Annotated in this window: 24 protein-coding genes; 17 read left to right on the forward strand and 7 right to left on the reverse strand. The window is 36.2% G+C overall.

Annotation, left to right across the window (positions count from 1 at the left end; all coding sequences use genetic code 11):
• The 6 genes from WH188_RS24310 to WH188_RS24335 form a co-directional block, all read right to left on the reverse strand.
• Positions 1-363 (reverse strand): TSUP family transporter (locus WH188_RS24310; RefSeq protein ID WP_339424788.1); only part of this gene is annotated, 363 nt, incomplete at its 3' end.
• A gap of 83 nt (positions 364-446) precedes the next feature.
• Positions 447-1070, reverse strand: a complete 624-nt coding sequence (locus tag WH188_RS24315) for a Crp/Fnr family transcriptional regulator (RefSeq protein ID WP_132771596.1) — start codon at positions 1068-1070, stop codon at positions 447-449.
• Positions 1071-1080: 10 nt separating this feature from the next.
• Positions 1081-1494, reverse strand: a complete 414-nt coding sequence (locus WH188_RS24320; RefSeq protein WP_021192210.1) for a DUF6691 family protein — start codon at positions 1492-1494, stop codon at positions 1081-1083.
• Positions 1495-1500: 6 nt separating this feature from the next.
• Positions 1501-2055 carry a YeeE/YedE family protein gene (locus WH188_RS24325; RefSeq protein ID WP_021192209.1) on the reverse strand — a complete coding sequence of 185 codons (555 nt, stop codon included), beginning with the start codon at positions 2053-2055 and terminating at the stop codon, positions 1501-1503.
• Positions 2056-2145: 90 nt separating this feature from the next.
• Positions 2146-2580: a hypothetical protein gene (locus tag WH188_RS24330; RefSeq protein ID WP_132771595.1), complete on the reverse strand. Its 435-nt coding sequence runs from the start codon at positions 2578-2580 to the stop codon at positions 2146-2148.
• Between the two features lie 78 nt (positions 2581-2658).
• Positions 2659-4020 carry a WG repeat-containing protein gene (locus WH188_RS24335; protein WP_132771594.1) on the reverse strand — a complete coding sequence of 454 codons (1362 nt, stop codon included), beginning with the start codon at positions 4018-4020 and terminating at the stop codon, positions 2659-2661.
• 158 nt (positions 4021-4178) lie between these two features.
• Here WH188_RS24335 and WH188_RS24340 point away from each other — a divergent pair, with 158 nt between their 5' ends.
• From WH188_RS24340 to groL, 17 genes are all read left to right on the forward strand, one after another.
• A complete protein-coding gene (locus WH188_RS24340; protein ID WP_168127911.1) occupies positions 4179-5699 on the forward strand; it encodes a sulfatase family protein in 1521 nt (506 codons plus the stop codon).
• A complete protein-coding gene (locus WH188_RS24345) occupies positions 5699-7216 on the forward strand; it encodes a sulfatase family protein (protein WP_132843520.1) in 1518 nt (505 codons plus the stop codon). Before WH188_RS24340 ends, WH188_RS24345 begins: the two co-directional genes overlap by 1 nt.
• A gap of 50 nt (positions 7217-7266) precedes the next feature.
• Complete coding sequence (gene mutY / locus WH188_RS24350; protein WP_021192204.1) at positions 7267-8316, forward strand: A/G-specific adenine glycosylase; 1050 nt, start codon at positions 7267-7269, stop codon at positions 8314-8316.
• An 18-nt stretch (positions 8317-8334) separates the two neighbouring features.
• A complete protein-coding gene (locus tag WH188_RS24355) occupies positions 8335-8781 on the forward strand; it encodes a single-stranded DNA-binding protein (RefSeq protein WP_021192203.1) in 447 nt (148 codons plus the stop codon).
• A 146-nt stretch (positions 8782-8927) separates the two neighbouring features.
• Entirely contained in the window at positions 8928-9965 is a 1038-nt protein-coding gene (gene pheS, locus WH188_RS24360) for a phenylalanine--tRNA ligase subunit alpha (protein WP_132771591.1), read from the forward strand.
• 207 nt (positions 9966-10172) lie between these two features.
• Positions 10173-10748 (forward strand): TetR/AcrR family transcriptional regulator, encoded by a 576-nt coding sequence (locus WH188_RS24365; protein ID WP_031289705.1) that lies wholly within the window; start codon positions 10173-10175, stop codon positions 10746-10748.
• 34 nt (positions 10749-10782) lie between these two features.
• The gene (gene rlmD / locus WH188_RS24370; RefSeq protein ID WP_168127910.1) at positions 10783-12192 is read left to right on the forward strand and encodes a 23S rRNA (uracil(1939)-C(5))-methyltransferase RlmD; all 1410 of its coding nucleotides are present in this window, start codon (positions 10783-10785) and stop codon (positions 12190-12192) included.
• A gap of 2 nt (positions 12193-12194) precedes the next feature.
• Positions 12195-12590, forward strand: a complete 396-nt coding sequence (locus WH188_RS24375) for a hypothetical protein (RefSeq protein ID WP_021192201.1) — start codon at positions 12195-12197, stop codon at positions 12588-12590.
• 66 nt (positions 12591-12656) lie between these two features.
• Entirely contained in the window at positions 12657-13418 is a 762-nt protein-coding gene (locus WH188_RS24380) for a hypothetical protein (protein ID WP_132771589.1), read from the forward strand.
• A 152-nt stretch (positions 13419-13570) separates the two neighbouring features.
• A complete protein-coding gene (locus WH188_RS24385) occupies positions 13571-14251 on the forward strand; it encodes an OmpA family protein (RefSeq protein ID WP_231577295.1) in 681 nt (226 codons plus the stop codon).
• 151 nt (positions 14252-14402) lie between these two features.
• Positions 14403-15839 (forward strand): tRNA (N6-isopentenyl adenosine(37)-C2)-methylthiotransferase MiaB, encoded by a 1437-nt coding sequence (gene miaB, locus WH188_RS24390; protein WP_132771588.1) that lies wholly within the window; start codon positions 14403-14405, stop codon positions 15837-15839.
• 39 nt (positions 15840-15878) lie between these two features.
• Positions 15879-17153: a sigma-54 interaction domain-containing protein gene (locus WH188_RS24395; protein ID WP_021192197.1), complete on the forward strand. Its 1275-nt coding sequence runs from the start codon at positions 15879-15881 to the stop codon at positions 17151-17153.
• An 8-nt stretch (positions 17154-17161) separates the two neighbouring features.
• Positions 17162-17683, forward strand: coding sequence for an LptE family protein (locus WH188_RS24400; RefSeq protein WP_132771586.1), 522 nt, complete (start codon positions 17162-17164; stop codon positions 17681-17683).
• Positions 17684-17694: 11 nt separating this feature from the next.
• Positions 17695-18753 (forward strand): tetratricopeptide repeat protein, encoded by a 1059-nt coding sequence (locus WH188_RS24405; RefSeq protein ID WP_132771585.1) that lies wholly within the window; start codon positions 17695-17697, stop codon positions 18751-18753.
• A gap of 13 nt (positions 18754-18766) precedes the next feature.
• The gene (gene secG / locus WH188_RS24410) at positions 18767-19132 is read left to right on the forward strand and encodes a preprotein translocase subunit SecG (protein ID WP_132771584.1); all 366 of its coding nucleotides are present in this window, start codon (positions 18767-18769) and stop codon (positions 19130-19132) included.
• Positions 19133-19346: 214 nt separating this feature from the next.
• The gene (locus WH188_RS24415; protein WP_021192191.1) at positions 19347-19622 is read left to right on the forward strand and encodes a co-chaperone GroES; all 276 of its coding nucleotides are present in this window, start codon (positions 19347-19349) and stop codon (positions 19620-19622) included.
• Positions 19623-19700: 78 nt separating this feature from the next.
• Complete coding sequence (groL, locus tag WH188_RS24420) at positions 19701-21335, forward strand: chaperonin GroEL (RefSeq protein WP_132771583.1); 1635 nt, start codon at positions 19701-19703, stop codon at positions 21333-21335.
• A 74-nt stretch (positions 21336-21409) separates the two neighbouring features.
• On the opposite strand, the gene WH188_RS24425 is transcribed toward groL, so the two are convergent.
• On the reverse strand, positions 21410-21781 hold the full coding sequence (locus WH188_RS24425; RefSeq protein WP_031289700.1) for a DUF3192 domain-containing protein: 372 nt from the start codon (positions 21779-21781) through the stop codon (positions 21410-21412).
• Positions 21782-21851 lie beyond the last annotated feature (70 nt).

Here is a 21851-nt window from a genome sequence, read left to right on the forward strand (position 1 = left end):
TACTGAAAAGAAACTCATAATAATCTGATCTTTCGAGATAGTACTCTGATTGATAGGGATACTATTGGGAATATTTGGAAGTATATATTGCTTCGTAATGTACACCGCTAGCAGCGATGGAAGAATAAATAATGTTGTTGTTTTAAAATCAATTTCTTTTTTGTACACGTGTCCAATGGAGCCTATTAGTGATATTATGCTAATGGTAAATAAAGAATAATCAAGTGCCTGGATGGGCTCTATATGAAATAAGTAAACAAATATAGGTAGTGTTAAAATACTGCCGCCACTGCCCATAATACCCATTGTGAGGCCTACAGCTATTGCTAATGTGTATCCGAGAATGAGTGATAATTCCATCATATTATTCCTTTTTTTTCAAAGGTATGGCCTTATTAAATCATAAAAGGTAACATAAGTTACCTTTGAGTGTTTTATTTTATTCATTAAAGTAGCTGGATATTATTCCTTTGCAATAGAATCCTCCCTTGGTTTTCTAATGATTTTAATATGCGCGATACCACTACACGAGATGTATTGAGGTCATTGGCAATTACTTGGTGTGTGATGTCAATGTCTTGTGATTGAATGATTGTTGCTTTTTCTTTTAAGTAGTTCATGATCCGAACGTCCATTTGCAAAAAAGCGATGTTGTCGACGGTTGTTAGCATCTCATTGAGTCGATTGGAGTAGCTCTCCAAAATAAAATTTCTCCAGGATTTATAATGCCCCATCCAGCCATCTAGATATTGATTGGGTATCATAGCAACTATAGTATCGGTATCAGCAATTGCTCTGATTTCACTTTTTTTTGCCCCAACACAACAAGCTATAGACATGGCGCAAGTATCTCCTTTTTCTAAAAAGTATAATAACAGTTCACCTTCTTTTTTGTCTTCGCGAATAATCTTGATGACGCCATCTAATAGAAGTGGCATAAATTTAATATACTGACCAATGTCTATGATTACTTCGCCTGCTTTAAATTTTTTGACGATGGCAACTTGTTCGATTTCTACGATCAATTCTTTCTCAAAAATTCCAGAAAATGCTTGTTGAACTGTGATCATTTGTTAGTGTTTAATGAGGTAACTTATTTCTTAAAAGGCCATATAACCACGTTCCCAGGAGTGCAAATACCAGTACAATTCCCATGGTCCAATATCCTGCTCCTAGGAGTGTAAACATTGGTCCGGGACATGCGCCGGTGAGCGCCCAGCCTAACCCAAAGATTGTTCCTCCAAGAAGGTAGCGTGTGATACTCCTGTTTTTATCTATGAATTGAATATCTTGGCCACTCGTATCTTTGATATTCTTACGTTTGATTATTTGTACAATTATAATTGCTGTGGTTAAAGCTGTACCAATTATTCCATACATGTGAAATGATCTGAATTGGAACATTTCATATATGCGGTACCAGGAAGCGGCCTCTGACTTATACATGATGATACCAAAGAGTATTCCAATTAATATAAATTTTAACTGTTTCATAAGGATTTAGAAAATAAGTGGGAATATAAATTGAACCATGATGATCCCGCCAATAAAAAAACCGATAACGGCAATCAATGAGGGCAATTGAAAGTTGCTCAATCCGGAGATGGCATGTCCTGACGAGCATCCTCCAGCATAACGGGTCCCAAAACCGATTAATAAGCCACCAATGCTTAAGAGTAAAAACTGAAAAAGTGAGCCATCAAATAGAAACAGACGGTCGGGCATATATCCTTGTAGATTTTCTATAATACCTAACGATTGAAGGTCAAGGACACTTTTGCTGTTAATATCAGGTGTGCTCCCATCACTTAGATAGAAATGCGCTATGAATCCCCCGATTATAGTGCCTAGTACTACTAATAGATTCCAAATCTGTGATTTCCAGTCAAACCGGAAAAAAGAGCTTGTTTTACCTGCCCCTGCTATTGAACACATTGTTCTTAAATTATTGGACATCCCAAAATCTTTGCCCTGTTTTAGTAATAAAAACATGATAAGGGCAATCAATGGACCTGATATATACCAAGGCCATGGTTTTTGAATAATTTCATACATAATAATCAATCCTAATGTGACACAAAGTAAAGGAAGAAAAAAGAGAAAGATTGTAACTTTAGTTACAATCTTTCTCTTTTTATGTATTTGTTACATGTCGTAATATTCTAATTTACTGTCTTTTAGTGATTGACAGAGATTCTTGAGATCATCTTCCGATTCGAATAACTTATTTCTCCAAGCTCTGACGTGCGCTCCGGTTTTTAATTTAATGATGATAAGATTGCCTCCCGATCGTCTTAAATTACGCACATAGTCTATGGTATTGAGCGGTATGATTTTATGAGAAGTGGGATCTTCTATTGTTAGAGATTCATTGTCAATAGTCCAAACTGTTGGTTTTCTTGAGCATTTTACGGCAATATACAAGACAAGAGGCAATGAAAATAAGGAGCCCATTATTTTTACTACTTCGGATAAAGGCAGTCTCGATACGATGTAAACAAGAGCTAGGACAAATAGCATCATGAGCAACATATATCTGCCCCGGTGTAATGTTGCAATCTTAAAGCTCAATTTTTCCATGTTATATTTTTAATGCAAAGAAACAGAAACCTGAGCTAAAACAAAAATGAGACAAGTAATTGCCTCATTTTATTATTATTACTCTGTTTCCATCTTTTGGACGAATTTTCCTTTATGGTCGATATAAAAAAAATCTTCTCCATTTTCTGAGACTAAAGATAACCCAGAATCGAACGGAGCTGCGTACTGATATTTAATGGGCGTGACAGGTTTGCCTTTTAAATCAATGAATCCATATTTTTCGTTCTGCATACAAAGCCAGAGATTCTCCCCACCGTTTGTTATAAATTCGAAAGCTGCACTAAGTTTTTTCTCCTGATGGTCAACTAGGTAATATAGTTCTTCTTCTGATATGACAGCTGTTCCATTTTGAAATTCGTGAATGAGTTCAAATTTAGTAGGAATGATTATCTTCCCAGTCCTGTCAATGACACCTGATCCAGTTTTTGTTGTTACGATGGCATGTTCATTGTCGAATTCACGGGCATAGCTGTATAATGCAGGAATAATGATATGAGCATTCGTATCCATAAATCCGTATTGGTCATTTTTTGAAAATAATAATGGACCATCTTCCGTTCTTGCTAAGTGTTCATATTGACATGGTATAACTTCTTTGCCTTCAAGATTTAATAGACCATAGCTATTATTAGAATCTACAGCTACGGCATATCCTGCAATGTATTCTTGAATAATGCTATATTTAGCAGGTGTAACTTGATTGCCATCCTCATCGGAGATACCAATGTATCCGGTGTTTTCGTCAAAATAGGATACTCTGTTTTCATCTAATTGAGTAGGTTCAAATGTGAATTGTTCTTCAGCTTTTTCGATAAGTTCAAAATCAGCAGGGATTTCAAATAATGAAGGATTTATTTCTGATGCTGTAACTTTAAAAGCTTGAATTCCCATTTCATAGGCTGATATGGATAATGCCGCGCCGGGGATCTTCTCTAAATAACCATATTCTCCCCAGTACATTTTAGGGAGAGCTTTCGTATACCAGACTTCAATAATTGGATTTCCTTCTTCTGTTTCAATTGGAAGTGTGATGATGGCTTTGTTACAGTTGTAGCCTGCAATTGATTTGGATTCTCCTGTTATAAATTCAACCTGTAGATCAGCTGTTGAGATGGGGTCTTCAGTATCAGTGACAGTTAATTTTCCTGATAACAGCTCCTCCTCATAATAGTTTTCATTATCGTAATCTAATGTATAGGCTTTGTGTTTGTTAAAGTCAGATATCTGAACTGTTTTATCCATAAATTTATTTTCTACTCGTAGGAAGTCGCGAGTGGAATAAAGATCTGCTACAGATTCTGCCTCTGCAACTCCGCCCATATGGAGAGCAAATTGAATTTTATACATTTTCTCCTGTGCATTGGAGAAATTAACAAAAATTAATAGCAGGATAAGTGTTTGAAAGTGTTTACTTTTCATTGTTTTTTCTATGAACTGCGAAATTATGCATTTTCTAAATTCTTTTAAGGGGTAAAGTTTGTTGCTGTGATTTTTTCGTTACAGCATTTCTTCAAATTGCTGTTTTAAATCGTTTCTGTATATTTGAAATTCAACCAAAACTAATTCTTTTATAATTCATGAAGAAGACCGCATTATTAATAGTTCTCTGTGTAGCAAAGGTGCTCGCTTTTGCTCAACAAAAGCCAAATATTGTTATTATCATTTCGGATGATCATTCGTACCAGACAATTGGTGCCTATGGTTCTACCTTGGGACATACGCCAAATATTGACAGAATCGCAACAGCAGGTATCCGTTTTAACAAGGCTTATGTAACGAATTCGATCTGTGGACCGAGTAGAGCTACTTTATTAACGGGAAAATATAGTCATAAAAACGGCTTTAAGGATAATGAAACATCAAACTTTGATCATAGTCAAGATTTGTTTGTTAAAGACTTACAAAAGGTAGGTTATAAAACGGCCTGGATTGGAAAACAGCACTTAGGTAATGAACCTCAGGGTTTTGATTATTTTAGCGTGTTGGTGGGGCAGGGACATTATTTTAATCCGACTTTTGTGAACGCAAATAATCAAAGAGAGACCGTTAATGGTTATGTGTCTGATATTGTTACGGATAAGGCAACTCACTGGTTGGATTCTTTAGATAAAAGTAATCCATTTTGTCTTGTTATAGGCCACAAGGCTACCCATCGTACCTGGATGCCTGATCCGCAAGATTTTGGCAAAAATGATGAAAAGGAATTTCCTCTTCCTGCAAATTTTTATGATGATTATGAGGGACGATTGCCTGCCGGGGGGCAAGAAATGTCAATTGACAAAGATATGCAGATGGGATATGATCTTAAAATGTACAACTCTGTAGCGGCAATGAAGAAGGAAGGCAATTTTTCCCGTATGAATGACGATCAGTGGCGTAAATACTTGGCCTATTATAAGCCTATCAAAGAGCAACTGGATATGAAGCAACTTTCTGGAAAAGCTTTGGCAGAATGGAAATATCGTCGTTATATGATTGATTATTTGAATACTGCTGAATCTATGGACCGTAATATTGGTCGCGTGCTGGATTATTTGAAGGAACATGACTTGGAGAAGAATACAATTGTTATTTATTTGTCGGATCAAGGTTTTTATATGGGCGAGCATGGATGGTTTGATAAACGATTTATGTATGAGGAGTCTTTCAGGACTCCAATGATTGCTAAATTTCCTGAAATGATTGCCAAAGGGACGGTATCCGACGCTCAGATTATGAATGTTGATATTGCTCCAACGTTGCTGCAGTTGGCAGGAGTGAAGAAACCCCAGGAGATGCAAGGTCAATCATTTGTTGATGTGCTCACTGGAAAAGATAAACGGGGACGTCAAAATTTGTACTATCATTATTATGAAAATGGAGAACATGCTGTTTCACCTCATTTTGGTGTGAGCGATGGACATTACAAACTGATCCGTTTTTATAAACGTTTCAATTCTTGGGAGTTATATGATCTTACTCAAGATCCATCTGAAATGAAAAATATTTATACTACTGCTCCCGCAAAGATTGTGAAGGATCTGAAAAAGAAATTAAAACGTGAAATCATGAAAGTGGAGGATCATGATGCATTAACTATCTTTAATAAAAAATTATAATGAAATTGGTAAACCACTATATTATTAGTCTGCTGACTTTAGTTGGCTCTGTTACTCAGGTAGAGGGACAGCAACAGAAACCTAATGTTGTTCTGATCTATGTTGATGATCTAGGATATGGCGACCTAGGAAGTTATGGCGCTACAAAATTAAATACCCCCAATCTGGATGCTTTGGCTTCGGAAGGAATCAGATTTACAAATGGTCATGCTACGGCAGCGACTTGTACGCCGTCTCGATATTCTCTAATGACGGGCAATTATCCATTCAGACAGACAGGTACAGGTATTTTACCAGGTGATGCTAAATTGATTATTCCTCAGGATAAAATAACGTTACCCAAAGTATTTAAAGATGCGGGGTATCAAACCGCTGTGATTGGGAAATGGCATTTAGGTCTTGGAAATCAAGTGGATAAGGACTGGAATGGGAGTGTCAAACCAGGTCCTTTGGAAGTTGGCTATGATTATTCCTTTATTTTTCCAGCTACTGCCGATCGTGTGCCAACTGTTTTCTTGGAAAATCATCATGTACTTGGTGTTAATAAGGCAGATCCGATAATGGTTTCTTATAATAAAAAAGTAGGTAGTGAGCCTACTGGTAAAGAAAATCCGGAGTTGCTGAAGATGAAAAATTCTCTTAATCATGGTCATGATAATACCATTGTGAATGGCATAGGTAGAATCGGATGGATGTCAGGTGGCAAAGAGGCTAAGTGGGTTGATGAAGAATTAACGTTAACATTTGCAGATAAAGCGATCCGTTTTATACAAGATCATTATCAAAAGCCTTTTTTCCTTACTTATAATGCCACCGAACCACATGTGCCTCGTATGCCTGCGACAATGTTTAAGGGTAAAAGTGGATTGGGTTATCGCGGAGATGCTATACTGCAACTGGATTATACTGTTGGACAACTGGTTAAAACATTAAAAGATAATAACGTATACGAGAATACGATTATTATTTTTTCTAGTGATAATGGACCTGTGCTGGATGATGGTTATGATGACGGTGCTGTTAGTCAGTTAAATGGACATAATCCATTTGGACCTTATAGTGGTGGGAAATATTCTGCATTTGAAGCGGGGACGCGTGTTCCTTTTATAATCAGCTGGCCAAAAATGATTAAAAAGGGTACTACATCGGATGCTTTAGTTTGTCAGGTTGATTTATTGAGCAGCTTTGCTTCTTTTCTGAATGTTAAATATCCTAAAGGGGAGGCTGTTGATAGTGAAAATACTTGGAAAAGCTTTATGGGTAAAGATCTGGTAGGAAGACCTTATCTAATAAAAGCATCAGGTACTTTGAGTGTATTAAAGGATAATTACAAATATATTAAGGCTGGTAAGGGCGCAAAAAGAAATAGCCTAGTCAATATTGAGCTTGGAAACGACGAGGTTGATCAATTGTATGATCTGCGCACAGATAAAGGAGAAAAAATCAACATTGCAAAAAATAATCCTGAAAAAGTCAATGAGCTGAAAGCGATTCTTGAAAAGGAAATGAATAAATAATTGACGGGGATTAATTTGATAGCTGGTATAAAAAAACGCATTTTTGCAGGATGTCATTTGCAAAAAAAATAATAGAATGGTATCATGATCATCAGCGTGATCTGCCTTGGCGAAATACAAGGGATGCTTATAAAATATGGTTGTCTGAAATTATTTTACAGCAAACCCGTGTAGAGCAGGGCATGCCTTATTACTTGCGGTTTGTGGATCGATATGCTGATGTTTTAGCTTTTGCTAACGCTTCTGAAGATGATATTTTGCATTTATGGCAGGGACTTGGGTATTATTCCCGTGGCCGAAATATGCATAAGGCTGCAGGAATTGTGCGTGATATGTATCAAGGTGAATTCCCTAAATCGTATGTAGAATTAATTAAACTGCCGGGAGTTGGGGAGTATACTGCAGCGGCGATTTCTTCTTTTTCGAATGATGAACAGCAAGCAGTGTTAGACGGAAATGTTTTTCGTGTTTTATCTCGTTATTTTGGTGTAGAGACGGCTATTAATACTCCTGCGGGTAAAAAAATCTTTACGCAATTGGCAAAGGATAATCTTGATCGAGACTATCCGGCATTGTATAACCAAGCGATTATGGATTTTGGTGCTCTACATTGTAAGCCAAAGGCTCCATTATGTGGTGAATGTGAATTGCAATTAGACTGTTTTGCCTATACGCATGGAATGGTGGCTGATTTACCTGTGAAAATTAAAGCTAAGAAAAGCAGAAATCGTTATTTTCACTACTTTATTATTCAAAAGGACGATGAAATTTTAATGTCTAAGCGTGGCGCATCTGATGTTTGGGAGAATTTGTATGAATTTCCTATGATTGAAACTTCTGAGGCTTTAGAAGGGTTGGAAATAACTGCTCATCCAGAGTTTTTAGCTTTATTTGGGCCAGAAGTTACAATAAGTTTGTTGCAACGGAATAAAAAACATGTTTTAAGCCATCAAAATATTTATGCGACTTTCTATAGCGTGTTAAGCTCTAGGGATTTGGAGCAAAAAAAAGTAAATTGGAATTATGTTTTATTAAAAGATTTGGATAAATTAGCTAAACATAAGCTCATATTTTCTTTTTTAGAAACAGCTAAATTATAACCAAATACCTTAAATATTATGTCAGGAGTCAACAAAGTTATTCTAGTAGGCCATTTAGGCAAAGATCCAGAAATTAGATATTTAGACAATAATGTCTCTGTTGCTAGTTTTCCATTAGCAACATCAGAAAATTTTAATCGAGATGGAAAACGTGTAGAGCAAACGGAGTGGCATACAGTTGTTCTTTGGCGTGGATTGGCGGATGTCGCAGCAAAGTATCTGACAAAAGGAAAGTTAGTTTATATTGAAGGACGCTTAAGAACGCGTTCATATGAAGATAAAGAGGGTATAAGACGTTATTCTACTGAAATTGTAGCTGAGAACTTCACCCTATTAGGAAGGAAATCTGATTTTGAACCTCCTACAGCTCCCCCTGCTCAATCTCATGCAGATAAGATTGAGAATAAGGAGGTTGAAGTCGATTTTACAGAGAATGAGAATGATAGTGATCCATTACCGTTTTAGGTGCTGGAATATATTTCGAAAAAGAGCATCTTTTTTAATGATGCTCTTTTTTTGTGATTATTTTTTTGCTCTTGTTACATAAATTTGAACTTCACTTACGAAAACCCTTTATCTTTTATAATATTTTGGTGTATCTTTGAATAATTATGTTGCAAGATAAAATAACGCAGTATACTGAGGAAATTAAGCAATTTGCTCCAACTTCTTCAGCTGATGTAGAAAATTTCAGATTGAAATTTTTAGTTTCAAAAGGTATTGTTAAAAGTTTGTTTGATGAATTTAAAACTGTTTCTGTAGAAGAGAAGCGTGTTTTGGGTATGGTATTGAACGAGTTTAAACAATTTGCTGAAAAAACATACCAAGAGGCTCACGAAAAATTTGGTGCGAATAAATCACAGGCTCAAAAGAGTGAAGGTGATCTTACTTTACCTGGTCAGGGTTTGAAGTTGGGATCCCGTCATCCACTGTCTTTGGTACGTAAAGAGATTGTTGAGATTTTTAAGAAATTGGGTTTTATCGTTTCTGAGGGACCTGAAATTGAAGATGACTGGCATAACTTTTCGGCTTTAAATTTTCCTCCGGAACATCCTGCTCGTGATATGCAGGATACTTTCTTTATTAAAAAACAAGAAGGGAATGATATTACATTGCGTACGCATACCTCATCGGTACAGGTTCGTTTAATGGAAGCTGGTAAGCCACCTTTCCGCGCTATTATGCCTGGTCGTGTTTATCGTAATGAAGCGATTTCTGCTCGTGCACACTGTTTCTTCCATCAAGTGGAGGGATTGTATGTGGATGAGAATGTTTCTTTTGCGGATTTGAAGCAAACATTGTTTCACTTTGTGCAGGAATTATATGGTGAAGGTACACAGGTGCGTTTCCGCCCTTCCTACTTTCCGTTTACAGAGCCATCTGCTGAGATGGATATTTCATGTACAATTTGTAAAGGTGCAGGTTGCCAATTGTGTAAATACTCCGGTTGGGTAGAGATCTTAGGTTGCGGTATGGTAGATCCAAACGTTTTAGATAACTGTGGTATCGATAGTAAAAAATACTCTGGCTTTGCTTTCGGTATGGGGATTGAGCGTGTCACCAATTTAAAATATGAGATTAAAGATTTACGATTGTTTTCTGAAAATGATGTGAGGTTCTTATCTCAATTTGAAAGCGAAATCATTTAATGATAGAACGAATAGATTATTTAATCACATTATCTATACTTTTAATCAAGAAATTGATTTTAAAAGGTATAGATAATGTGATTTCTTTTTTCATTAATGCAAATAAATATGTGTTTGATAATGAAATTTTATTGATGAATAATCGTATTTTAAACGTTGTGGTTGCTCGACGTTTGGTTCATGTACTTAAATTTTCAAGATAAATTTATGGAAGCAGATAAAATTATTGAATCTATCAAAAGATCTGCTCGAGAGCTATTTCGTAAGTACGGTTATAATAAAACCAGCGTTAATGAATTGGCAAAAAGAGCTAATATAGCAAAAGCGACATTCTATAAATATTTTGATAGTAAAGAGCTGATTCTTCACGCTATTTTAATGGAGTATATTCAAGAGAATGTGAAGGATATTCTGAAAAAGAACGTCGGAGAAGAGGATTTGGCAGTTTTTCTTGGAAATACAATTTTGAAAGTTAGCCGCCTTACTTATACAGTCTGTAATGAATTTGTAGGTTGGGAATTTATTCGTGAATCTGCTAATGCGCAGGAGTATTTAAAGACGCTCTCCGATGATTTAGAATTTTTATTGCTGAGTTCTTTTATTCAAAATGATACCATTGCAGCTTCTATCTCCGAAAAGAAGCTGACTTTCCTTATTAAGACGAGCAAAAACATTGTATTTTCATTTGCATTTACAGCGGTTACAGAAGCAGATGTGCGTAAAAATTTCATTTCTTTTCAAAAGGAAATTCTTCCTTATTTAGTTCACGCAACTATTCATTAAAATTCTGATCAAAAAAGCGTAATTTTGCGCCAATATGAGAAGAAGAAATTCACAAGAAAGATTAGTTTTCAACGATATCGCGATTATTGATATTGCAGAAGAAGGTAAGGGTGTTGGAAAAACAGATGATTTGGTATTGTTTGTTGAAAAGGCAATTCCAGGTGATGTGGTTGATGTTGAATTGATGCGCAAAAAGAAAAGCTTTGGTGAAGGTCGTATTCAGACCTTGAAGAAAGCATCTGAATATCGTGTTGAACCTTTTTGTGAGCATTTTGGAGTATGCGGTGGTTGCAAATGGCAACATATGACCTATGATGCACAGCTGTTGTTTAAACAGCAGTCTGTAGAAAATGCGCTCACACGTATTGGCAAAGTTGATACTTCTTCAATGGAGCCTATATTGGCATCTGGGCAGACGGAATATTATAGGAATAAATTGGAGTACACTTTTTCTAATAAGAAATGGTTGACGACTTTGGATGATAATGTGGAAGATATGAATATGGATGCTCTAGGTTTCCACGTTCCGGGAAGATTCGATAAGATTCTTAATGTTAGTCATTGCTATTTGCAAGAAGATCCTTCTAATGTATTGCGTAATAGTGTTCGAGAATTTGCTGTCGCAAATGCGCTATCATTTTATGATTTACGTGATCATAGTGGCGTGTTACGTAATTTAATCATTCGTATTTCTTCAACAGGAGAATTGATGGTGATCGTGGTGTTCGCTTATCCAGAAGAAGGACAAGTTGAGCTATTAATGTCTTTCATTAAGGATAAGTTTCCGTCAATAACTTCTCTTCTTTATATTATTAATCAGAAAAAGAATGATACGATTTTTGATCAGGAAATAGAGATTTATAATGGACGCGATTTCATTTATGAGGAAATGGAAGGTCTTAAATTTAAGGTTGGACCAAAGTCATTTTATCAAACGAACTCTGCGCAAGCTTATGAACTGTATAAAATAACCCGAGATTTTGCAGGCTTGTCTGGTGATGAACTTGTATATGATTTGTATACAGGCGCTGGTACAATTGCAAATTTTGTTGCTAAATATGCTAAGGAGGTTATTGGTGTTGAATATGTGCCGTCGGCAATTGAAGATGCGAAAATCAATTCGGAAATAAATGGCGTGAAAAACACGAAATTTTATGCAGGAGATATGAAAGATGTGCTAACGGCAAGCTTTATTGCTAAACATGGCAAACCTGATGTAGTCATTACAGATCCCCCTCGTGCTGGTATGCATACCGATGTTGTTGCACGACTATTAGAAATGGAATCTCCAAAAATTGTTTATGTAAGTTGTAATGCGGCGACTCAGGCACGTGATTTGACTTTATTGGCTGAAAAATATGATGTGGTTCGTATTAAACCTGTTGATATGTTTCCGCATACACAACATGTTGAAAATGTTGTTTTATTAAAATTAAAGGGATAATTATGGAAATAGAAGAGTGGTTTGGGGCATCGAAAAATAATGAAGATGATAGCCAAAAATCTAGTCCCCTAAAGAGTTTAAAGATCGATTTAGATTATTATAGTGATTCGATTAAGGAGATATCTTTAGAAATTATGGCTGAGGGCTTATCTGCGTATCCAATTTTTATAGCGCACCAACATGTTGTTAATGTCGGTGAATTGATTTTAGATCATGTCGAGCTAAAAACAAACTGGAGTATTAACGCTTCTACATTTGAAGAGCTTGTTGAATCAAATATTATTAAAGAGGATAGGAAAGACGCGTTTATCAAAAAGTTTAAGCGTGCACAGGATTTTATGTGTTTGTTAGTTATTGTTCCTGAAGGTGCAAATTTTGTCTTTTATCCTTATAAATAGGAATTCTTAAATATTTAAACTTTTTTAACAATTGATGTGTCAAACTATTATTACTTTTATTTAAATATGTATAGAAAAATAATTTGCCATATCAGTTTGCTTAGCTTCGTGTTCCTGTTTTTTTTAGGCACAAATGTTCAGGCACAACAAATACAGCGTATCTCAGGGATGGTGTTCGAAAAAGGGACTTCATTGCGTCTTCCGGAGGTGAATGTTCGTAATTTGAGGACAAATAAATCTGTTGTGTCCAATTCATTTGGTGTATTTGTAATTGAAGCATCTATTGGAGATAGTTTATCTTTTTCTAAAATCGGTTACGCTGAGGCGAAAACTTTAATTAGTGATCTTAAAGATTTCTATGTTGAATTGCAATCAGGAATTCGACTAGAGACCGTTATTATAGAACGTAAAACTAAGGAAGCGGAATTAAATGAAGCTATGCGTGACTACGGAAAGAAGGGCGTTTATAATGGTGGTAGTAATAAGTTTGGAACCTACTTGGCTAGCCCGGCCACTGCTCTTTATAACCTTTTTGGGCGTGAGGCTAAAAATGCAAAGCGTTTCAGTCGTTTTCTAGACAGTGAAAAAGAACAGTTGCAGGTGGATAAGGTTTTTTCTAAGGACGCTGTCCGAGAAATAACAAAATTGGATGATAAAGATTTAGATTCCTTTATGCGCATTTATAGGCCATCTCCGAATATGGTTGCAAATTGGCAACATTATGATTTTTTGGAGTATGTGCAACGTTCTCTTGCTGATTTTAATAAAAATGGCCGTCCAGAGGGGCTTACTCTTCCAGATATTGAAGTGAAGACACAGGAAAAATAATCAGTTTAATTTTATATCTGTCAACTATTGTCGACATTTTTGTTACTAAAATCGGCGTTTGTTGGCTATTATTTATTTTTTGGCATTCGGTTTGTTTCATATAGCTTTGGAATCACACTGGAAATATTATTTAAGATATTATAATTATGAAAATGAATAAGAAGTTAGCTGTTTTTGGTCTTACAGTGGCTACATCAGCAATGTTATTTGGGAGTTGTTCAACAATTCAAAATACAAATAATACCACAAAAGGTGGCGTAATTGGTGGGGTTGCAGGAGGTGCATTAGGAGCTTTAATCGGTAACAAGGCTGGTAGTACCGCTATTGGTACTATTGCAGGTGCTGCTATCGGTGGTGCTGCAGGTGTCTTAATTGGTAAGAAGATGGACAAACAAGCTGCCGAGATCGCTAAAACTGTTGAGGGTGCTGAAGTTACTCAAGCGGGTGAAGGTATCGTGGTTAAATTTGATTCAGGTATTTTATTTGATTTTAATAAATCTGATTTGAAAGCTTCTGCGAGAGAAAATATTAAAAACTTAGTTGCGACTTTAAATAAAGAGCAAGGTACTGATATCTTGGTTATCGGTCATACGGATAACGTTGGATCTTTAGATGCCAATCAAAAAGTTTCTGAAAACCGTGCTAATGCGGTTCGTGCATTTGCAGTTTCTCAAGGTTTAGCTTCCTCTCGTATCCGTACGGAAGGACGAAATTTCTCTGAGCCTTTGGAGAGTAATGATACTGAAGCAGGTCGTGCAGCAAACCGTCGTGTAGAAATTGTTATCGTTGCTGGTAATCAAATGAAACAAGAAGCTAAGAGCCAAGCTCAATAGGTCTGAAAAATATTTTATATTTAAAAAAGCGCTGATGTATCATCAGCGCTTTTTTGTTGGTTTTTATATTCATTTAGGTGCAATATTAATATGACAAACTGTCATCAATTCAATATTTATTCCTAACTTTGTAGTCTTTGAATTTTGAGCTATGTTAGATTTTGCGCATACAACTAAGGAACACGACGAGACGCGTCAAGGTGAAGCCTTATTGATTGAAAATAATGTTTCCAAAGGTAATGGACGTAAGTTATATATTGAGAGTTATGGTTGTCAAATGAACTTTTCTGATAGTGAAATAGTTGCTTCTATTTTATTGGAGACAGGATTTGAAACAACGAAAAACTATCAAGAGGCAGACGTGGTCTTTATCAATACATGTTCCATTCGTGAGAATGCTGAGCAACGTGTACGGAATCGTTTGAAAGAATTTGAATTTGCTAAGAAAAGCAATCCTGGTATGATCGTGGGTGTGTTGGGATGTATGGCAGAACGATTGAAAGCTAAATTCTTGGAAGAAGAAAAGTTAGTTGATGTTGTTGTTGGTCCTGATGCTTATCGTGATTTGCCAAATTTAATTTCACAGGTGGATGATGGAAATCGTTCTGTTAATGTATTGCTTTCTCGTGAAGAAACATATGCTGATATTAGTCCTGTTCGTTTAAACTCGAATGGTATCACAGCATTTATTTCGATTATGCGCGGATGCGATAATATGTGTTCGTTCTGTGTTGTTCCATTTACCAGGGGTAGAGAACGCAGTCGTGATGCTGAATCTATTGTGAAGGAAGCGCATGATTTGTTCAATGCAGGATATCGTGAGGTTACTTTGTTGGGACAAAATGTTGATTCATATAAATATACTGCCCCTACAATTGAAGGGCAGGAAGAAAGTGCTCCTGTTAATTTTGCGAACTTATTAGCATTGGTGGCTGAAGTGAACCCGTTATTACGTGTTCGATTCTCGACATCTCATCCAAAAGATATTACTGATGAGGTATTGCATACAATGGCAAGCTATGATAACATCTGTAAATACATTCATTTACCTGTACAGTCTGGAAATTCTAGAGTATTAGAATTAATGAACCGTACTTATGATAGAGATTGGTATATTAATCGTATTGATGCAATCAACCGGATTATTCCGGGTTGTGGTATTTCAACAGATATCATTACTGGTTTTTGTACAGAAACGGAAGAAGAGCATCAAGATACAGTGAGCATGATGGATTACGTGAAGTATGATTATGCGTTTATGTTTGCGTATTCGGAGCGTCCGGGTACATTAGCTGCTAAACGTTATGCTGATGATATTCCAGAAGAAATTAAGAAAAGTCGTTTAACAGAAATTGTTGCGAAACAAAGAGCACATAGTTTTGAACGTTTACAGCAATTTGTAGGTAAAAACCAACGTGTTTTAATTGAGGGTTTTTCAAAACGCTCGGATAAAGATTTTGCTGGTCGTAATGATCAAAATGCAATGGCTATTTTTCCTGTAGATGAACGTTATCAGGCTGGTGATTACGTTACTGTAATGATCGAGTCTTGTACTTCGGCTACTTTACTGGGTAAAATAGTAGATTAATTAGAATATAATAGAGGTCTTTATTCTTAAATTTAGAGGATGGATAATCAAGATATTAAGAATCGATTTGGGATTATAGGTAACTCACCTTTACTTAATAGGGCTATAGATATTGCCCGTCAAGTGGCTCCTACTGATATTTCAGTTTTGATCCAAGGGGAGAGTGGTAGTGGTAAGGAGGTGTTTTCACATATTATTCATCAATTAAGCGCGCGTAAACACGGTGCTTTTATTGCTGTTAACTGTGGGGCTATTCCTGAAGGAACAATTGATTCGGAATTGTTTGGTCATGAGAAAGGTTCTTTTACTGGGGCACATGAAGCAAGAAAGGGATATTTTGAGGTTGTTGATGGTGGTACTATTTTTTTAGATGAGGTAGGGGAGTTACCTTTAGGTACACAGGCTCGTTTGCTACGTGTTTTAGAGTCGGGTGAATACATCCGTGTGGGTTCTTCTAAGGTTCAGAAAACTAATGTTCGCGTAGTTGCTGCGACAAATGTTGATGTTTTTAATGCTGTACAAAATGGTAAATTTCGAGAAGATCTTTATTACAGATTGAACACTGTTCCCCTTCGTATTCCATCATTACGTGAACGTGCGGAAGACATTTATTTGTTATTTAGAAAGTTTGTTGTCGATTTTTCTGATAAATACCGCTCACCAAGCATACAGCTGACTGACGATGCACAACAACTATTGAAGACATACAGCTGGCCAGGAAATGTGCGCCAGTTGAAAAATATTGCGGAACAAATTGCCGTTCTTGAGAAAGAACGAGTTGTGGATGCGCGAATTTTACAAAATTATCTTCCTTCTGAAAGCCGTTCTACTTTACCAGCAGTAGTTGCTAATCAAAGTGGAAAGGATGATTTTTCAGAGCGCGATCTTTTATATAAGGTTCTTTTTGATATGAAGAAAGATATGGTTGATTTGAAAAAATTGGTTGTTGAATTGATTCAAAATGGAGTTAATCCTTCCACGTTTGATGAAAATTCTCCCTATATTAATCGATTGTATCAAGAGGTTGAACCTAGTGCTGATCGGCTTCAAGATCATTTGGCCGCTTCACAGACATTGACTATACATCAACCTAATGTGCTGAAAAGTAACCCGGGTCAAGATGGATATTTAAATTATGATACACAAGATGCCGAAGAAGTTGAAGAATCGTTATCTTTAACAGAGAAAGAATCCGATTTGATTAAAAAAGCGCTTAAGAAGCATCGTGGTAAACGTAAAGCGGCAGCGCAGGAGTTGGGTATCTCCGAAAGAACTTTGTACAGAAAAATTAAAGACTTAAATTTAGATTTATAATCTCGTTTATGAAGAAGCTTAGATCAAGTTTGCTACCGGGTTTTATCATGATAGCGATGTTGTTTTTTACAACAAGCTGTGGTGTAAAATATGGTTTTACCGGTGGATCTATTCCTGATGGGATGAAAACAGTGAGCGTATTGTACTTTGAGAATATTGCATCAATGGTTTATCCAACCTTAAGTCAGAATTTTACAGAAGCCTTAAAAGAGCGTATACGTAATCAATCGCGGTTGAGTCAGGTTAATGATAATGCTGATGCAACTTTTGAGGGTTTTATCACGGATTATACGATTAGTCCCGCTGCTGTTGAGGCAGGAACGGATCGTGCTGCATTAAATCGCCTTTCAATAACGATTAAAGTAAATTATCATAATAAAATCGTTGAGAAGGATAATTTTGAACAATCTTTCACAAGGTTTAAAGATTTTTCTGGTCAATTGCAATCGGCTCAAGAGGAAACATTAAATAAAGAAATTATTCTAATGTTGACAGAAGATGTTTACAATAAAGCATTTGCTAATTGGTAGTGGTTTGAGATATGGAAAATAGACGAATTTCAGACGATATAAACTTGTTTCATCAAGCGATCAACAATCCGTTATCTCTTTCGGAATCTGATTTGTTGTCCTTGATTGCCAAATTTCCATATGCGCAGTCTCTTCGTTTTGCTTATGAAAGACACCTCTACTTGCTAAATAGGGAAGTTCATAATATTTCTTCGACATTGCTTTATGCTGCTAATCCAAATTGGTTATATGAGTATCTGCATAAAGCTGTTCCTGTTGAATTACCTATTGAAGTTGAATCGGATGATTATATTGCTTTCGAAGATACAATTGATGATGTACAGGAGGATTCAACTGCAGATCTTGATAATGGAAGAGAGGAACTAAATGCTTTGATTCAATCCGGTGTAGCGCATGATTTTTTTCGATTGGAAAAAACCGATGATATTCTGGAGGAGATTAAAGATGATATTTCTAATGAACCAATGTTATCTGTGGAGTCGACCTTTGTCATAGGTCCTGTGGATGAAGAAGTGCGTGAGGAAGAGCGGATCAGTGTGTATGACGATGAGCTGATGCCTTATAGTTTTTTATGGTGGTTACATAAAACTCGTTTAGAGCATGCAGATACGTACCAGCCATTTTTGAAGGCCCCAAATTATCATGCCCATTCTGCAGAACAGCATGTGACTCGGTTTAAACAGACGATTGATGCTCAAGTTTTGGATCAACAGATTAAGGAGAATATTTTTCATCTGCAGTCTCCTGAGGTTAAGTTAAGCGAGGAATTTAAAAATACGGTACCATTTCAGGTAGAGAAGAAAAATACGGATCATCTGATCGAACGATTTATCAAAGAGGATCCGCAGATAAAACCTCCTCCTGCTGATAAGATTAATCTGGAAAATAAAGCAAGGAAAAGTTCGGAAGATCAGTATTCGCTGGTGACTGAAACTTTGGCCCGAATTTATATCGAACAAGGATTATATCCTAAGGCTATAGAGGTTTACAAAAAATTAGTTTTGAAATATCCAGAAAAAAATGCGTACTTTGCGTCGGAAATTTTAAATTTAGAAAAGAAATTAACTTAATACATATAGAGAAATGCAAGGAATATTAATTGCTCTTATAATTTTGGCAAGTATTTTATTATCATTTTTAGTTTTAATACAAAATCCAAAAGGAGGTGGTTTATCATCAGGATTTGCTGGTGGAACTAATATTATGGGTGTAAAACGTACAGGTGACTTTTTAGAAAAAGGTTCTTGGGGATTAGTGATTGCGATCATGGTTTTTTGTTTAGCATTTAATATCGTAGCTCCAACTACAACAGCTACTGTGGGTGGTGGTTTGGGTAATCAAATTGAAACTCCTGCACAAACTAGTCCATTGAATTTAAATAATACACAACAACCTGCTCCAGCTCAACAAGCTCCGGCACAGAAAACTGTAACAGATTCAACTAAATAGGTTGTTGTATAGAAATTGAAAGCCCCCAAGTAATTGGGGGCTTTTTTTGTATTGTCAGTTTTGTAGCGTGACAGCCTGACAGAATGTGAATGAAATCTGCCAGTGCCTTGTTTTTTCGATGCAAATTTGTCTCAAAAGTCTGCTCTTGGCTCTTTGGCATAATTGCTGATGACATTTAGATATAATTGAAATAGAACTAAAAATAAAATATATTATGGCATTAAACATTAAACCTATCGGTGACAGAGTAGTAGTTGAAGCTGCTCAGGCAGAAGAAAAAACAGCTTCAGGATTATACATCCCTGATACAGCAAAAGAAAAACCATCACAAGGAATCGTTGTAGCAGTTGGAACGGGTAAAGTTGACGAACCTTTGACTGTTAAAGTTGGTGATAAAGTTTTATATGGTAAATATGCTGGAACTGAAATTACTGTTGAAGGTAAAGAGTATTTAATTATGCGTGAGGCTGATATTTACGCGGTTATTTAATTTTTTTATATAGTATCCAAATGTAAATAAATTTGGTCTCTTCTGGGATCAGGTGAAAATTTCAAAAATTTAAAGATAATGGCAAAACAAGTAAAATATAACGTTGAAGCTCGTGAAGCACTTAAAAAAGGTGTTGACACATTGGCAAATGCAGTAAAGGTAACTTTGGGTCCTAAAGGACGTAATGTAATCATTGAAAAAAAATTCGGTTCTCCGGTTATCACTAAAGATGGTGTTACTGTTGCTAAAGAAATCGAATTGAAAGATGCCTTAGAAAATATGGGCGCTCAGATGGTGAAAGAAGTTGCTTCTAAAACTGCTGATCAAGCAGGTGACGGTACAACTACTGCAACTGTTTTGGCTCAGGCTATCGTAGCTCCAGGTATTAAATCTGTAGCAGCAGGTGCTAATCCAATGGATTTGAAACGTGGTATTGATAAAGCTGTAGCAGCAGTTGTTGCGAATTTAAAATCGCAATCTCAAACTGTTGGTCAAGACAATAATAAAATAAAACAAGTAGCATCAATTTCTGCAAATAATGACGAAGTTATCGGAGCTTTAATTGCGCAAGCAATGGAAAAAGTAGGTAATGATGGTGTTATTACTGTAGAAGAAGCAAAAGGTACTGAAACTGAAGTTAAAACAGTAGAAGGTATGCAATTTGACCGTGGTTACTTATCTCCATATTTTGTTACAAACTCTGATAAAATGGAAGCGGAACTTGAAAATCCGTACATTTTAATCTATGACAAAAAAATCAGTAACATGAAAGAGTTGTTGCCGATTTTAGAAAAACAAGTACAAACTGGCAAACCATTAATCATTATTGCAGAAGATTTAGATGGTGAGGCATTAGCTACTTTAGTTGTTAATAAAATCCGTGGTTCACTGAAAGTTGCAGCAGTGAAAGCTCCAGGGTTTGGTGACCGTCGTAAAGCAATGTTAGAGGATATTGCTATCTTAACTGGTGGTACAGTGATTTCTGAAGAAAGAGGTTTCAAATTAGAAAATGCTGAATTATCTTACTTAGGTCAAGCAGAAAAAGTTGTTGTTGATAAAGATAATACAACAATCATTAATGGTGCCGGTAATGCTGAAGATATTAAATCTCGTGTTGCTCAAATCCGTTCTCAAATCGAAACAACTACTTCTGATTATGATCGTGAGAAATTACAAGAGCGTTTAGCTAAATTATCAGGTGGTGTTGCTGTTCTTTATGTAGGTGCTACTACTGAAGTAGAAATGAAAGAGAAGAAAGATCGCGTTGATGATGCTTTACATGCAACTCGTGCAGCTGTTGAAGAAGGTATCGTTGCAGGTGGTGGTGTTGCTTTCATTCGTGCTACTGACGCTTTAAAAGGATTAAAAGGTGCTAATGAAGATGAGACTATCGGTATCGAGATCATCAGACGTGCTATCGAGGAACCTTTACGTCAGATCTGTTTCAATGCTGGTATTGAAGGTGCTGTTATCGTTCAGAAAGTGAAAGAAGGTACAGGGGACTTCGGTTACAATGCTCGTACTGATGTATTCGAAAACCTAATTGGTGCTGGTGTTATCGATCCAACTAAAGTTTCTCGTGTAGCTTTAGAGAATGCAGCTTCTATCGCTTCTATGTTGTTAACAACTGAATGTGTATTAGCTGATGAGCCAGAAGAAAATAATGGTGCTGGTGCTCCTCCAATGGGTGGTGGCATGGGCGGAATGATGTAAGATCATTCTTCTTTACTAAATATAATAAAAAAGCCCTGTTGCAATTTTGCAACAGGGCTTTTTTGTTTATTTAATTAATGACGGCGTCTATACTTCTCGTAATATCCATCGTAATCAGATGGTGAATAGTTTCTTTTTATTCCCCATTCTTGAAGTTCATTGTTGAAAAAGTATAGCCAGTAGATTCTATATCCTGAAGTTGAATCTGCCGCATTTTCTAATTGTGCAGTGCCATATTCATAAATCTCTAATATACCGTCTTGATATTTTTTTGAGGCTACTACGGCATCCGGCTTTCCTAGTTGCTGAACAACCTTCTCTTTGGTCATGCCAACTTGTATTTTTGTAAAGTCAGGACCTTTTAGCATGCTGCAGCTCACGATTAAAGTGGCAAAAAATAGCATCATCATTGTTCCGCTGATTGGATACGTATAATTTTTAATCATAAAATCAGTGTTTGTTATATAGAGCTGATATGTTTGTATAAGTTTAATTGTTTTAAAAATAATCTATACT

This window comes from Sphingobacterium sp. MYb388, assembly GCF_037479535.1.
Classification (GTDB): domain Bacteria; phylum Bacteroidota; class Bacteroidia; order Sphingobacteriales; family Sphingobacteriaceae; genus Sphingobacterium; species Sphingobacterium anhuiense.